Origin of the sequence: Kitasatospora sp. NPDC059327 (genome assembly GCF_042752535.1) — a bacterium.
GTDB lineage: Bacteria > Actinomycetota > Actinomycetes > Streptomycetales > Streptomycetaceae > Kitasatospora.
In genome coordinates this window covers 82,631-95,897 of the sequence record NZ_JBHYYB010000032.1, presented here as the reverse complement: position 1 = coordinate 95,897, position 13,267 = coordinate 82,631, and the positions used below count along the sequence as shown (strand labels likewise).

The following is a 13,267-nucleotide window of genomic DNA, read 5'->3' as shown; positions in this document are numbered from 1 at the left end:
ACGCCGGGCCGGTCGAGCGGCCCGGCGTCGACGGCGCGACCCCGTCCCGCCCTGCCGGATCCGTCCCGCCCTCCCGAATCCGTCCCGCCCCTCGCGCAAGGAGCTCCCATGCCCACCATCACCACCAACGACGGCACCCGGATCTTCTACAAGGACTGGGGCAGCGGCCGCCCGGTCGTCTTCAGTCACGGCTGGCCGCTGAACGCCGACGCCTGGGACGAACAGCTGCGGCTGGTCGCCGGCCACGGCTTCCGTGCGATCGCGCACGACCGGCGCGGCCACGGCCGCTCCGACCAGCCCTGGGACGGCAACGACATGGACACCTACGCCGACGACCTCGCCCAGCTGATCGAGCGGCTCGACCTGAGCGACGCGATCCTGGTCGGCCACTCGACCGGCGGCGGCGAGGTGACCCGCTACCTCGGCCGGCACGGCACGGAACGGGCCGCCAAGGCCGTGCTGCTCGGGGCGGTGCCGCCGGTGATGCTGCAGGGCCCCGGCAACCCGGAGGGCACGCCCCTGGCGGCCTTCGACGGCATCCGCTCCGGGGTCGACGGCAACCGCTCGCAGTTCTACTGGGAGCTCAGCGAGGCCTTCTACGGGTTCAACCGCCCCGGTGCGGACCTCACCGGGGCCGAGGGCATCCGCCGGGCGTTCTGGCTCTGGAGCATGCGGGTCGGCGCGCGCGGCGCGTACGAATGCGTCCGGCAGTTCTCCGAGACCGACTTCACCGCGGACCTGCGGCGCATCGACATCCCCACCCTGATCGCGCACGGGGACGACGACCAGATCGTCCCGATCGCGGCGGCCGCGCTGAAGACGGCCGCGCTCGTGCCGGACAACGTCCTCAAGGTCTACCCGGGTGCGCCGCACGGTCTGCACGGGGCGTACCGGGCCGCCTTCGAGGCCGATCTGCTGGACTTCCTCAAGGCCTGAGCGGCCGCGCGGCCGACCGCGCCGAAGGCCTGAGCGGCCCCGCGGCCGACTCAGGGCTCCCGGGTGGCGTCCCGGCGCCCGTGCGCGGCCGCGGTACGCCGGCGCCAGAGCGCGAACGGGGCGGCCGCGGCGAGCGCGGCGGCCTCCGGGGCCGGCAGGTCCGCCATCGGCTCCGACCCGCCCCCCGCGCTCTGCCGGTCCAGGGCCTTCCGGTCGAAGGTGTCGGGGACGGGGAGCGTGTCCCAGTGCCCGAGCGGCCAGGCGACGACGAAGGCGCGGCCGATCACGTTGTCCACCGGGACGAAGCCGCCGCCCGGCTCGTCGACGTGGTAGCGGGAGTCACGGGAGTCGTTGCGGTGGTCACCCATCACCCAGATCCGGTCCTTGGGTACCTTGACCGTGCCGACCGGCCGGTCGCCGCAGGGGGTCGCCCCCGGGTAGAGGTAGGGCTCGTCCAGCGGGACGCCGTTCACCTTCACCGGGCTGCCGGTGACGCACTCCACGGTGTCCCCGCCGACCGCGATCACCCGCTTGATCAGGTCGTTCTCATCCTCCGAGGGCATCAGACCGACGACGGCCAGAGCCTTCTTGATCCCGCGCACGACGGAGTTCCCGGACGGCGCGGCCCGCTCGTCCAGCCAGCCGCCCGGATCACGGAAGACCACCACCTCGCCGCGCTCGGGAGTGGCACCGAACCACGGGGTGAACTTGTCGACCAGCACCCGGTCACCCTTCTCCAGGGTGTGCTGCATCGACCCCGAGGGGATCGAGAAGGGCTGCACGAAGAAGACCTTGATGCCCAGGGAGAGCATCAGGGCGACGACCACCAGGATCGGCAGCTCCTGCCAGAACGGGCGTTTGCCGCGCCGGGTCCGGCGGACCCGGCCGGCGGCACCCGGCGGCGGGTCGGCGACACCCGCGCCGGACCCGGCGACCGGGTCGGCACCGGTGACCGTCCCCGGACCGGCCTCCGGGCCAGGTCCGGCCGGACCTCCGCCCGCCCCGCTCCCCGCGGTCTCTTCGACACTCATCCCCGGGCCCCCTCCGAACGGCCTCACGGGGCCCGGCTCGGAACCCCGCTGTCAGCTAACGAACGGAGGTTCCCGGCCGCGCCCGGACGTGGATGCGTTCCCCCTGGGCCCCGAAGAGGCTGAGGAACTCGACCGCGTTCGGGCCGGCGTTGCCGAAGGCGTGCGGGGTCCGGGTGTCGAACTCGGCGGCCTCCCCGGCGGTGAGGACGAGGTCGCGCGAGCCGAGCAGCAGGCGCAGCCGGCCGGCCAGCACGTAGACCCACTCGTGCCCCTCGTGCACCCGGGGCTCCAGGTCGGGGCCGGCACCGTACCCCGGGGGCAGGATCTGCTTGTAGGCGTGCAGCCCGCCGAGGTGACGGGTCAGTGGAATGAAGGTCTGACCGGCGCGCTTGAAGGGGCGGGCGTGGATCCGGGGGTCGCCGGTGGCCGGGGCGCCGACCAGTTCGTCCAACGGCACCCGGTACTCCCGGGCGAGTGGCAGCAGCAGTTCCAGGGTGGGCTTGCGCTGACCGGACTCCAGTCGGGACAGCGTGCTGAGGGAGATCCCGGTCGCCGCGCTCAGTCCGGCCAGGGTGGTACCGCGCTCGCGCCGCAGCGCCCGCAGTCGGGGGCCCACCGTGGTCAGGACCGCGGCGAGGTCCTCGTCGGCGTCGCCGGTGGCGGGGTGGGCGGTCGCGAGGGGGTGGGAGGTGGGGTGGGCACTGTCGTGGGGGTGGTCGGCCATGGCTCCTATCTGCCGCTCCGGCAAGGGGATTTGTCAAACGGGCATCGGCCGACCGGGTCCGGCGCCCGCCCGGGTACCGCGCACCGGTGGCGGCGCCGGCCCCGCACCGGTGCACCCACGGCGCCCCCACCAACGCCCTCGTCAGTGCCCCCACCAGCGCCCTCGTCAGTGCCCGCCGCCGAGCATGATCCGTGCGATCAGCTCACGGCGGCTGGCCACCCCGGCCTTGGCGAACACCGACTTCAGATGGTCCTGCACGGTGTACGGCTTCATCGCCAGCAGCCGTGAGACGTCCCGGGTGTCGCAGCCCCGCACCAGCAGCAGGGCCACCTCCTGCTCACGTGCGGTCAGCCCGTACGCGGAGAGGTAGAGCGGCATCGCGTCGGCCGGACCGGCTGCCGCCGCCACCACCGTCACCTCACCGGCCGCCGAGCCCTGCAACGGCGAGGCGTGCAGCACGTACCAGCGGCCGTCGTCGGCCTGGACGCGGATCTTGGACTGCGGCACCGGCAGGCCGCAGGCCGTCCGGCGGGCCTGCTCGGCGGCCATCGCGAAGGCGGTCGGCAGCCCCAGCGAGGTACGGGAGGGGTCCGCGAGCCGGGCGAGCAGGTCCTCGGCCGGGCCGGAGACGCCGACCAGCCGGTTGGACGCGCCCAGCACCACGACCGCCGGTCCCGCGTCACCCCCGGTCCGGTCGACCGCGCCGCCGTCCGGCGGCAGGTGGCAGGAGCGCAGGGCGTTGCCCAGGTGCCGGGCGGCGGTGTCGGCCAACTCGCGCTGGCGGCCCAGGAAGTGGCCCCGGTCCGCGGCACGCATGAACGCGGCGCAGCCCCACATCCCCCCGTGCGCGTCGAACACCGCGCGCAGCTCGTCGCCGAACCCGGCCGGGACTATCTGCTCGCGGTAGCGGACGGCACGTTCCGGCCGCCCCTCGGTCGCCCGGCTGAGCGCTTCGGCCCGGACCCCGCTGCGGCGGATCTTGGGAAAGGTGGCGGGATCGTCGGCCCACACCTCCAGCCGCACGGCGTCCTCGAAGGAGTCCAGACTGAGGTCGTCACTGAGTACGGAGTTGACCAGCCCGGTCGCCGGGTCGGCGGTGTGCCAGCAGACGGCGTCGTACTCCAGGACCTCGCGCAGCAGTTCGTCGGCCTGCCGGAAGACCGCCTCGGCCGTCAGCCCCGCCCCGGCCAACTCCCGTACTCCCTCGATCGCCTGTTGTGCCGCGGCCGCGCGTACCCCACGTGATCCCATGGCCCGGAAACTAGCACGCACACCAAGCACCGGACACGCGCCGAACGGCGGGGGTCGGGTCCGCCCCTGGGAGGGGGTCACGGTGCCCGACGGCAGGGGTCGCGGTACCCGATCGTCGGGGGTCGGGCGACCCGTGGGAGCACCGGCCGGCCCCGGGACGAAACGCGGCCGGAGCCGGGACCGGAGCCGCTCAGAGCCAGTTTCGCCGCTTGAAGACCAGGTACAGCCCGGTGCAGACCAGCGCCATCAGGCCGATCGCGAAGGGGTACCCGAAGGCCCACTTGAGCTCGGGCATGGCCTCGAAGTTCATGCCGTAGACGGTGCCGATCAAGGTCGGCGCGAAGAGGATGGCGGCCCAGGAGGAGATCTTCTTGATCTCGTCGTTCTGCACGTGCCCGGCCTCGGCCAGCTGCTTCATCTCCTCGTTCTGCCGCTGCGACACCAGCGTCGCGTTGACGGTGAGGATGTTCTGCAGCATCTGCCGGAAGCCGTCCACCCGTTCGGCGGCGTAGGTGGCGTGGTCGGCGACGTCACGCAGGTAGCGCTGGAGCTCGTCGTCGGTGCCGTACTTGCCGAAGCCGGCCTCCAGGCTCTTCATGATCTCCAGCAGCGGACGGGTGGCCCGCTGGAGCTCGATCACCTCGCGGGAGAGTTCGTAGATGCGCCGGGAGACCTGCGGGTCGCCGCCGAACACCTCGGTCTCGATCTCGTCGATGTCGTGCTGGAGGCCCGCGATCACCGGTGCGTAGCCGTCCACCACGGCGTCCAGCACCGCGTAGAGCACCGCCTCCGGGCCGAGCGCGAGCAGCTCCGGGTCGTCCTCCAGCCGGCTGCGCACGGCGGAGAGGTCGGGGGCCTGCGAGTGGCGCACGGTGAGCACGAAGTCGGGGCCGACGAAGAGGTGGATCTCGCCGAAGTCGACCTCCTCCACGTCGTCCAGGTAGCGGGCCGCGCGCAGCACGACGAACAGCGTGTCGCCGTAGCGCTCCAGCTTCGGCCGCTGGTGGGCGACGATGGCGTCCTCGACCGCCAGCTCGTGCAGGTTGAACCGCTCGGCGGCCTCCAGCAGCTGGGCCTCGGCGGGCCGGAACAGCCCGATCCAGGCCATCGTGCCGGGCTTGCCGGGCAGTTGGCGGTAGATGTCGGCCAGGCTGGCGGGCGGCTCGACCCGGCGACCGTCGCGGTAGACGGCCGCCTCCACGACGGAGCCCTCCAGCGCGACGGGCTCGACGGGCTGGTCGGGCCTCGGGTCCATCGAGTGCTCGGGCGCGGGGTGGTGGCCGCCGCCGTGGGCGGGGTTGTCGGAACGGGAGAACGGACGCTTGCTCGCGCGCACGGCGCGCACACGCCAGTCGGACACGGCGGGGTACCTCCACGGTTCGGTGGCCGCCGCTCCCCCGGGACCGAGGTCGCCGGGGGCTGGGCGGGTGGGAGACGCCCGGCCGGCCTCCACCGCGCACGGCGCCCGGCCGCGCGCCGGCCCGTCGTCAGCGACGGGCGGTACGGCGGCGCGGGGCGGGAGCGGTACGGGAGGAGGGGTGCCGGGGGCCTGGGGAGCGGGGGCCGCGGGCGGTGGCGGCCGGAGGAGCGGGGGACGTGCCTGGGCAGGGCCGACTTCGGCCCGGACTACTGGAATCCACAGCTCTCACCTCCTCGCCGTCGGGGTGCCCGGCCCCGGGTCGCCGTTACCGGGCCATCAGGGAGCGGATCACGCCGTACGGCCGAGGGCACACGGGCCCCGCGGGAACGGGTGGGCACCCCTGATCTCGTCAGAGCTTTGGCACGCCACGGCGTAGCACCCGGGGGTGCAGCCACTTGGGGTCACCCCTTAGGCCGGGGAGACCTGTCCTGAACCTGGGCGTCTCTCGACGTCGTGGGGTCAGTGGCCTGTGTCCGTGGCGACGCCTCACCGAACGAGGTGCCTGCACAACTGTGCCGAGTGTAGTACCCGCGCACCCCTGCCTCCGACCAGGGCCCGGCCGCGGGGGCGCACCGCGCCGCCGGACGGCCGTCGGGCGCGGGCGGGCGGGCGCGGCCGTGTGCCGCTACCGCGGCGCGAGGTGGGCGGCCACGTACGGGAGGGCGACCGACTCCAGGCCGCCGACGGTGCCGAACTGCGGGTGGACGTTCACCTCGAAGACCACGCCGCCGCTCTCGGCCGCGAGGTCGACGCCGGCCAGCGGGAGGCCCAGGGACTTGGTCGCGGAGATGGCCAACTCGGCGAGCCCGGCCGGCAGTTCATTGCCGGGCAGGACGGTCGAGACGGCGCCCCGGCTCTCGTTGCAGGGCGCGTCCGGGTCCGGCTGGACATGCTCCACCGCGCGCACCACGCGGCCGTCGAGCACCACCGCGCGGTACTGGTGGCGCCGGCCGTCCGCGGTGAAGTTCCGGGCGTCGCGGGCGATCAGCCAGTCGGCTCCGGCCTCGGCGTAGTAGCGGGCCGCGTCGGCGAGTCGCGCCTCGGTGGTGAGGTGGAAGACGTCGTTCCCGCCCATGCCGACGGTCGGCCGGGCCCAGACGTCACCGCCGAGCCGCTCGAACGCCTCGACGACGGCCTCCCGGCTCGGCCGGGAGAACGCGAGGGTGGGCATGTGCGGGATGCCGTCCCGGACGAACCGCTCGACGGTGCGGTCCTTCTCGGTGGCCGCCCGCCAGGCATCGACGCCGGTGCCGAGCGAGCGCGCGCCGTGGGCGTGCAGCAGCCGCTGGCAGGCTTCGAAGTCACGGCGCCGGTGCGGCGGGATCTCGTAGACGATCACCGCCCCGGCCGTCACCGCGAGGCCCTCGCCGGGCACCTCCAGCCGCACGGCGCCGCCCCCGCCGGGAACGCCCCCACCGCTGCCGGTGGGACCGCCCGCGCCGGTGATCCGGCCGGTACCGCCGGTCATGAAGTGCCGCGCGTCGAGCAGGACGGGCGCCCTGCCGGTGAGCGACCGGACGGCGGTGGCCAGGATCTCCCGACTGCCCTCGGTCGAGCTGTGATCGGTCATCAGGACGAGCTCGGGTCGGACCATGCCGTCATCGAACAGCCGCCCGCCCCGCGCCGACAAGACCACGTTCCCGGCCGCTGCGCCCCGGGATGGCCTAAACCGCCCACGCCCACGCCGTGACCGTGAGCGGGGCCGGGGCCCTGCGGCCCGACGTCACTCCTGGTCGGCCCGGGCCTCCCGGTCCGGACCGAGAGCGGCACCCAGGCGGACGTTCCACCGGCCGGCCCGGCCGCTGAGGTCGGTGGCCGTCAGCGGCGGGACGTCCAGCCGCCAGAAGGCCGACACCGGACCGCCCAGCGCGTGGACGACCGCGGCCCGGACTAGCTCCGGCTCCACCACCGCCAGCACGCGCCCGCCGCCGTCCACCAGGCCGTCCAGCCACCCCGCGACGCGGTCGCGGAGCCCCGCCAGCGACTCCCCGCCGGGCGGGGCCGCGGCCGGGTCGGTGAGCCACCCGGCCACCGCGTCGGGCTGCTCGGCGGCGACCTCGTCGAGCGTCCGGCCGCGCCACGCGCCCATCGCCCAGCCGGCCGGCGCTTCGCCCGGGGCACCGAGCCCGAGGGCCCGGGCGGTCTGCCGGCAGCGCGGCGACGGCGACACCAGGACGCGGCCGGTGGCCGGCAGGGTCCCCGCGGCCGCCCGCGCGGCGGCGAGTCCGCGGGCGTCCAGGTCCGACGTGTCCTCGAACCGTGCCGACCGCAACCCCGCGCTCGACGCCGGTGAGATCAACGTCACCCGTACGGTCATGCTGGAACCCCTTCGTCCACTATCCGCACCGCGAGGGCGCGGCCGTGCGCCGCCGCCCTCGCCCCGGCGGACGGATCCGCGCCCCGGACCTCGTCGCACGCCCTTGGCCGGGGGCCCGCCAGGCGGTACGGTCGCGGGCGTTGTGACGACGGTGCGAGGAAGCCGGTGAAATTCCGGCACGGTCGCGCCACTGTATGCCGCCCGGCACCGCTCCCCCCGACCAGGGGTGCGCGGGGCCGACGGTGAGTCAGACCCCGCGCCGTCGTCTGTGCTCCACCGATTGGGACGCGAGTTTCCCCAAGGAGGTTCAGCCATGGCTTCGTCCATCGCCACCCCGCACTCCCCCGCCGCCGGCCCGGCTCCGGCCCCCATCCCCGTACGGGCCGTCCTGCCCTGGGCGGCGTTCTTCGGCATCCTGATGCTGGTGCTGCTCTACTTCGTGGGCGCCGAACAGGGCGCCACCTCCCTCATCTCCGGCGAGAACGTCCACGAGTGGGTCCACGACGGTCGCCACCTGCTCGGCTTCCCCTGCCACTGAGACGAGGAAGCACCCCCGTGAACTCCAGCACCGTCAGATCCCTGCTGGTGCGCGGCATGCTGGCCGGCCTCGCGGCCGGCCTGCTCGCGCTCCTCACCGCCTACTTCCTCGGCGAGTCCCACGTGGACGCCGCCATCGCCTTCGAGGAGGCGCACTCCGCCCACCACGGCATGGACATGGAACCGGAGCTCGTCAGCCGGTCCCTGCAGTCCACCGCCGGCCTGGCGACCGGGATCCTCCTGTTCGCCGTCGCCATGGGCGGGATCGCCTCGCTCGCCTTCTGCTTCGCCCTCGGCCGCGTCGGACGGTTCGGCGCCCGCGCGACCGCGGTCGTCCTGGCGCTCGGCGCGCTGGTGACCGTCTACCTCGTGCCGTTCGTCAAGTACCCGGCCAACCCGCCGTCCGTCGGCGACCCGGACACCATCGGCAAGCGCACCCTGCTGTACTTCCTGCTGCTGCTGCTCGGGGTGCTCCTCGCGGTGGCCGCCGTGATCGCCGGCAAGCGTCTGGCACCGCGGCTCGGGAACTGGTACGCCTCGGTCGCGGCGGGGGCCGGCTTCGTGCTGGCCGTCGGCCTGGCCTATGCCCTGCTGCCCACCATCGACGAGGTCCCCGAGGAGTTCCCCGCCACCCTGCTGTGGCAATTCCGCCTCGCGGCCCTCGCCATCCAGGTGGTGCTGTGGAGCTCGTTCGGCCTCGTCTTCGGCGAGCTCGCCGAGCGGGTGCTGAAGCCCCGGCCCGCCACCGCCCAGGCACCCGCCCGGGCCGCCGCGGCCGTCCAGTAGGCCCCGGCACCACCGCGGAGCCGCCCGGCGCCCGACACCCGACAGCCCGCCCCGGATCGTCCGGGACGGGCTGTCGTCGTTCCACCGCGAGGGCGCAGCGGGCGGGTGGTCCACCGCGAGGGCGGCGCCGGGCGGGTGGTCCACCCCGCCCGCTCCGCGTTACGGCCGCGCGGGCGCCGGGCGGACCAGCTCCTTGAGCACGTCCTCCATGGTGACCAGGCCGGAGGCGGTGCCGTCGGCGGCGATCGCGGCGGCCAGGTGGGTGCCGGAGCGGCGCATGGCGGTCAGCACGTCGTCCAACGGGGTGGACTCGGGGACCCGGGCGATCGGGCGCAGCGCGCGGGCCGGGAAGGGCCGGTCCCGGGCGCCGTCCTGTTCGAGGGCGTCCTTGATGTGCAGGTAGCCGAGCACCGTCCGGTCCGCGTCCAGGACGGGGAACCGGGAGAACCCCGTCCGGGCGGCGAGCCGCTCCAGCTCCACCGGCGTGGTGGCGGGGCCGGCGAAGACGATCTCCTCGCGGGCGGTGACCACCTCCGAGACCGGTCGGGAGCCCAGTTCCAGGGCGTCCCGCAGCAGTTCGGTGTCCCGGTCGCTGAGCAGCTCGGCGTCCGAGGAGTCCTTGACCATCCGGGCCAGCTCCTCCTCGGTGAACACCGAGGCCACCTCGTCCTTGGGCTCGACCTTCAGCAGGCGCAGGATGCGGTTGGCGAAGGCGTTGATGGAGAACGCGATCGGCCGCACCGCGCGGGTCACCGCGACCAGCGGCGGCACCAGCAGGTAGGCGGCCTTCTCCGGCGCGGCCAGGGCGATGTTCTTGGGGATCATCTCGCCCAGCAGCATGTGGAGGTAGGTGGCCGCGGTCAGCGCGACGACGAACGCGATCGGGTGGATCAGGGCGTCCGGGACGCCGACGCTGTGCAGCGGCGGCTCCAGCAGGTGGGCGATCGCCGGCTCCGCGACCGCGCCCAGCACCAGCGAGGAGACGGTGATGCCGAGTTGCGCGGTGGCCAGCATCGCGGAGACGTGCTCCAGGCCCCAGATCACCGTGCGGGCACGCCGGTCGCCGGCCTCGGCGCGCGGTTCGATCTGGCTGCGCCGCACCGAGATGAGGGCGAACTCGCCGCCGACGAAGAAGGCGTTGGTCACCAGGGTGAGCAACCCGATGACGAGCTGGATCGCGGTCATCGGTTCTCCTCCGGGCGGCGTCCGGCGCCGTCGGCCGCGCCGCCGGTGCCCCGGTCCGCGGCATCGGGTGCCGGGCCGGTGATGCGGACGCGCTCGGCCACGTGGTGCGCGACCGCCGTGACGTTCAGGGTCCAGCCGTCGGTCTCGACGGTGTCGCCGGGGACGGGGATGCGGCCGAGGCGATCGGCGATCAGCCCGGCGAGGGTCTCGTACGGGCCCTCGGTGTGGGGCAGTCCGACGGCGTCGAGCTGGTCGGTGCGGGTGATGCCGTCGGCGTCCCAGCGGTGGCGGCCGTCGCGGCCCTCGCCGAGGTCGATGAGGTCGGGCAGCTCGGCCGGGTCGTGTTCGTCGACGACCTCGCCGACGACCTCCTCGACGATGTCCTCCAGGGTGGCGATGCCGGCGGTCCCGCCGTACTCGTCGATGACCACCGCCATGGTCTCCTCGCCGCGGAGCAGGTCCAGCAGCCGGTCGACGGTGAGCGTCTCGGGCACCAGCAGCGGCTCGGTCACCAGGTTCGCCACCGGGTGCAGGTGGCGCCGGTCGGCGGGGACGGTGAGCGCGTCCTTGATGTGGACCGCGCCGACGACCTGGTCGAGGTTGCCGCGGTAGACCGGGAAGCGGGACAGGCCGGTGGCACGGGTGAGGTTGGCGACGTCGGCCGCGGTGGCGTGCTCCTCCAGGGCCCGGACATCGACGCGGGGGGTCATCACGTTCTCCGCCGTCAGTTCGCGCAGGTTGAGCGAGCGGACGAAGAGTTCGGCGGTGTCGGGCTCTATCGCGCCCGCGCGGGCGGAGTGCCGGGCGAGCGCGACCAGCTCCTGCGGTGTCCGGGCGGAGGCGAGGTGTTCGGCGGGCTCCAGGCCGAGCCGGCGCACCACGTGGTTGGCGGTGTTGTTGAGGTGCCCGATCAGCGGCGAGAACGCGGCCGAGAAGTAGTACTGCGGCGCGGCCACCACCTTGGCGACGGCGAGCGGGCGCGAGATCGCCCAGTTCTTGGGCACCAGCTCGCCGGCGACCATCAGCACGACGGTGGACAGCACCACGCCGAGCAGGATGCCGACGGTGCCCGCCACGCCGCTCGGCAGGCCCAGGGCCTCCAGCGGCCCGCGCAGCAGCGCGGCCACCGCCGGCTGGGCGACCATGCCGATCACCAGGCTGGTGATGGTGATGCCCAGCTGGGCACCGGACAGCTGGAAGGTGAGGCGCCGGGCGGCCTTCAGCGCGGTCGCGGCGCCGCGCTCGCCGGCCTCGGCGGCACGTTCGAGGGCGCCCCGCTCGACGGTGGTCAGGGAGAACTCCGCCGCGACGAAGACCGCGCACGCGGCGGTGAGCACCAGCGCGAGGAGGAGCAGCAGGACGTCGGTCACCGTGCCACCCCCGCCCCGGTGGATGAGCTTGTCGTGACGGGAACAGCACGGTGAGAACTGGGAGGTTCGTCCATCGCGGGGTCCGCGACTCCTTCACTGCGACGAGGGTGGTCGGTTCGGCGGCGGCACGGTCCGGGGACCGGTGGCCTGCTCTACAGGAGTGTAAAGGGTTGGCAAATCAGAGTGCCGTAAGGGCCCGGCCCCGGCGGCGCCGCCGGGCCGCCCCATCCGGCCCCCGCGCGCGACCCCTCAAACATGTGCACAAGTACGCACATGTTGGCTACGATGACGGGTGTACCCGCACGACGCCGACCGGGGACGGGACCGCATGCCGGCCATCCTGCGCAACCGCGCCTACCGCCACCTGTTCACCGCCCAGATCGTCGCCCTGGCCGGCACCGGCCTGGCCACCGTGGCGCTGAGCCTGCTGGCCTACGACCTCGCCGGCGCCCACGCCTCGGCCGTCCTCGGCACCGCCCTGGCGATCAAGATGGTCGCGTACGTCACGATCGCCCCGCTCGCCGGCGCCCTGGCGGACCGGATACCGCGCCGGGCGCTGATGGTGGCCATGGACCTCACCCGGGCCGCCGCCGCGCTCGCCCTGCCGTTCGTCACCGAGGTCTGGCAGGTCTACGCCCTGATCCTGCTCCTCCAGGCCGCCTCCGCCGCGTTCACGCCGACCTTCCAGGCCACGATCCCCGAGGTGCTGCCCGCCGAGCGCGACTACACCCGGGCCCTGTCGCTGTCCCGGCTGGCCTACGACCTGGAGAGCCTCTTCAGCCCCGCCCTGGCCGCCGGGCTGCTGGCCCTGGTCTCCGCCGACTGGCTGTTCGCCGGCACCGCCGCCGGCTTCCTCGCCTCCGCGGCCCTCGTGGTGTCCGCCGCGCTGCCCAAGCCCGCGCCCGTCGAGCGCGCCGGCGGCGTCTACGCCAAAGCCGCCTTCGGTACCCGGCTGTTCCGGGCCACCCCCCGGCTGCGTGCCCTGCTCGCCCTGGACCTGGGGGTCGCCGCCGCCGGCGCCATCGTCTTCGTGAACACCGTGGTCCTGGTCCGCGAGCACTTCCACCGGCCCGCCGGCGCCCTCTCCCTCGCGCTCGGCGCGTACGGCGCGGGCTCGATCCTGGCCGCCCTCCTGCTGCCGCGCCTGCTCGGGCGGATCGGCGACCGCGCCGTGATGCTCCCGGCCGCCTTCGCACTGCCCGCGGTCCTGGCGGCCGTCGCCACCGTCACCGCCACCGCCCCGAGCGCCTGGTCCTGGGCAGCGGTCCTGACCGCCTGGGCCGCGATCGGCGCCGCCTGCTCGGCCGTCCTCACCCCGGGCGGCCGCGTGCTGCGCCGCTCCGCGGCCGACGCCGACCTGCCGGCCGCCTTCGCCGCGCAGTTCTCGCTCTCCCACGCCTGCTGGCTGCTGACCTACCCGCTGGCCGGCTGGTTGGCCGCCGGGGTCGGACTGCCCGCCACCGCCGCGGTCCTCGGCACCGTCGCGCTCGCCTCGGCGGCGGCCGCGACCGTCCTGTGGCCCGCCCGCGACGCCGCCGAGCTCGACCACGTCCACGCCGACCTGCCGCCGGACCACCCCCACCTGAGCAACGCCCGTCCGGCCGTCGGCGGCTGGCGGCACGGGCACCACTTCGTCATCGACCAGCACCACCACCGCTGGCCGGCCGGCGGCGGGGCCCGCACCGGGTAGGACGGCGCCGGGGCCCGCCG

12 protein-coding genes and 2 riboswitches are annotated in these 13,267 nt (G+C 74.6%); of the genes, 4 read left to right on the top strand and 8 right to left on the bottom strand.

Translation table 11 applies throughout. The features are described from left to right. Positions 1-108: 108 nt before the first annotated feature. A complete protein-coding gene (locus tag ACFXHB_RS21020; RefSeq protein WP_380576102.1) occupies positions 109-936 on the top strand; it encodes an alpha/beta fold hydrolase in 828 nt (275 codons plus the stop codon). A 50-nt stretch (positions 937-986) separates the two neighbouring features. On the opposite strand, the gene lepB is transcribed toward ACFXHB_RS21020, so the two are convergent. The 6 genes from lepB to ACFXHB_RS20990 all read right to left on the bottom strand — a co-directional run bounded on the left by lepB (position 987) and on the right by ACFXHB_RS20990 (position 7,679). Next, a complete protein-coding gene (gene lepB, locus ACFXHB_RS21015) occupies positions 987-1,967 on the bottom strand; it encodes a signal peptidase I (protein ID WP_380576101.1) in 981 nt (326 codons plus the stop codon). Positions 1,968-2,022: 55 nt separating this feature from the next. Then, on the bottom strand, positions 2,023-2,691 hold the full coding sequence (locus ACFXHB_RS21010; RefSeq protein WP_380576100.1) for a cupin domain-containing protein: 669 nt from the start codon (positions 2,689-2,691) through the stop codon (positions 2,023-2,025). A gap of 165 nt (positions 2,692-2,856) precedes the next feature. Beyond that, the gene (locus ACFXHB_RS21005; RefSeq protein WP_380576099.1) at positions 2,857-3,942 is read right to left on the bottom strand and encodes a LuxR C-terminal-related transcriptional regulator; all 1,086 of its coding nucleotides are present in this window, start codon (positions 3,940-3,942) and stop codon (positions 2,857-2,859) included. A 190-nt stretch (positions 3,943-4,132) separates the two neighbouring features. Further along, positions 4,133-5,302, bottom strand: coding sequence for a magnesium and cobalt transport protein CorA (locus tag ACFXHB_RS21000; protein WP_380576098.1), 1,170 nt, complete (start codon positions 5,300-5,302; stop codon positions 4,133-4,135). A gap of 391 nt (positions 5,303-5,693) precedes the next feature. After that, a riboswitch (M-box (ykoK) riboswitch) is annotated at positions 5,694-5,867 on the bottom strand. Positions 5,868-5,987: 120 nt separating this feature from the next. Next, entirely contained in the window at positions 5,988-6,956 is a 969-nt protein-coding gene (locus ACFXHB_RS20995) for a RimK family alpha-L-glutamate ligase (RefSeq protein WP_380576097.1), read from the bottom strand. A gap of 129 nt (positions 6,957-7,085) precedes the next feature. After that, positions 7,086-7,679, bottom strand: a complete 594-nt coding sequence (locus ACFXHB_RS20990) for a histidine phosphatase family protein (RefSeq protein ID WP_380576096.1) — start codon at positions 7,677-7,679, stop codon at positions 7,086-7,088. 157 nt (positions 7,680-7,836) lie between these two features. After that, positions 7,837-7,932, top strand: a riboswitch (cobalamin riboswitch). 60 nt (positions 7,933-7,992) lie between these two features. Between ACFXHB_RS20990 and ACFXHB_RS20985 the strand changes: the two genes are divergently transcribed. Beyond that, positions 7,993-8,217 (top strand): CbtB-domain containing protein, encoded by a 225-nt coding sequence (locus tag ACFXHB_RS20985; protein ID WP_380576095.1) that lies wholly within the window; start codon positions 7,993-7,995, stop codon positions 8,215-8,217. 17 nt (positions 8,218-8,234) lie between these two features. After that, on the top strand, positions 8,235-9,002 hold the full coding sequence (locus ACFXHB_RS20980) for a CbtA family protein (protein WP_380576094.1): 768 nt from the start codon (positions 8,235-8,237) through the stop codon (positions 9,000-9,002). Between the two features lie 159 nt (positions 9,003-9,161). On the opposite strand, the gene ACFXHB_RS20975 is transcribed toward ACFXHB_RS20980, so the two are convergent. Both ACFXHB_RS20975 and ACFXHB_RS20970 read right to left on the bottom strand, forming a co-directional pair. Further along, entirely contained in the window at positions 9,162-10,187 is a 1,026-nt protein-coding gene (locus ACFXHB_RS20975; protein ID WP_380576093.1) for a hemolysin family protein, read from the bottom strand. Then, positions 10,184-11,557: a hemolysin family protein gene (locus ACFXHB_RS20970; RefSeq protein ID WP_380576092.1), complete on the bottom strand. Its 1,374-nt coding sequence runs from the start codon at positions 11,555-11,557 to the stop codon at positions 10,184-10,186. Before ACFXHB_RS20970 ends, ACFXHB_RS20975 begins: the two co-directional genes overlap by 4 nt. 328 nt (positions 11,558-11,885) lie before the next feature. Here ACFXHB_RS20970 and ACFXHB_RS20965 point away from each other — a divergent pair, with 328 nt between their 5' ends. Further along, on the top strand, positions 11,886-13,247 hold the full coding sequence (locus tag ACFXHB_RS20965; protein WP_380576091.1) for an MFS transporter: 1,362 nt from the start codon (positions 11,886-11,888) through the stop codon (positions 13,245-13,247). The last annotated feature ends 20 nt before the right edge of the window (positions 13,248-13,267 follow it).

Bases quoted from the DNA above. Each gene is read 5' to 3' on its own strand.
- ACFXHB_RS21020 (WP_380576102.1), top strand. From the start codon at position 109: ATGCCCACCATCACCACCAACGACGGCACCCGGATCTTCTACAAGGAC.
- lepB (WP_380576101.1), bottom strand. From the start codon at position 1,967: ATGAGTGTCGAAGAGACCGCGGGGAGCGGGGCGGGCGGAGGTCCGGCC.
- ACFXHB_RS21010 (WP_380576100.1), bottom strand. From the start codon at position 2,691: ATGGCCGACCACCCCCACGACAGTGCCCACCCCACCTCCCACCCCCTC.
- ACFXHB_RS21005 (WP_380576099.1), bottom strand. From the start codon at position 3,942: ATGGGATCACGTGGGGTACGCGCGGCCGCGGCACAACAGGCGATCGAG.
- ACFXHB_RS20995 (WP_380576097.1), bottom strand. From the start codon at position 6,956: ATGGTCCGACCCGAGCTCGTCCTGATGACCGATCACAGCTCGACCGAG.
- ACFXHB_RS20990 (WP_380576096.1), bottom strand. From the start codon at position 7,679: ATGACCGTACGGGTGACGTTGATCTCACCGGCGTCGAGCGCGGGGTTG.
- ACFXHB_RS20985 (WP_380576095.1), top strand. From the start codon at position 7,993: ATGGCTTCGTCCATCGCCACCCCGCACTCCCCCGCCGCCGGCCCGGCT.
- ACFXHB_RS20975 (WP_380576093.1), bottom strand. From the start codon at position 10,187: ATGACCGCGATCCAGCTCGTCATCGGGTTGCTCACCCTGGTGACCAAC.
- ACFXHB_RS20965 (WP_380576091.1), top strand. From the start codon at position 11,886: ATGCCGGCCATCCTGCGCAACCGCGCCTACCGCCACCTGTTCACCGCC.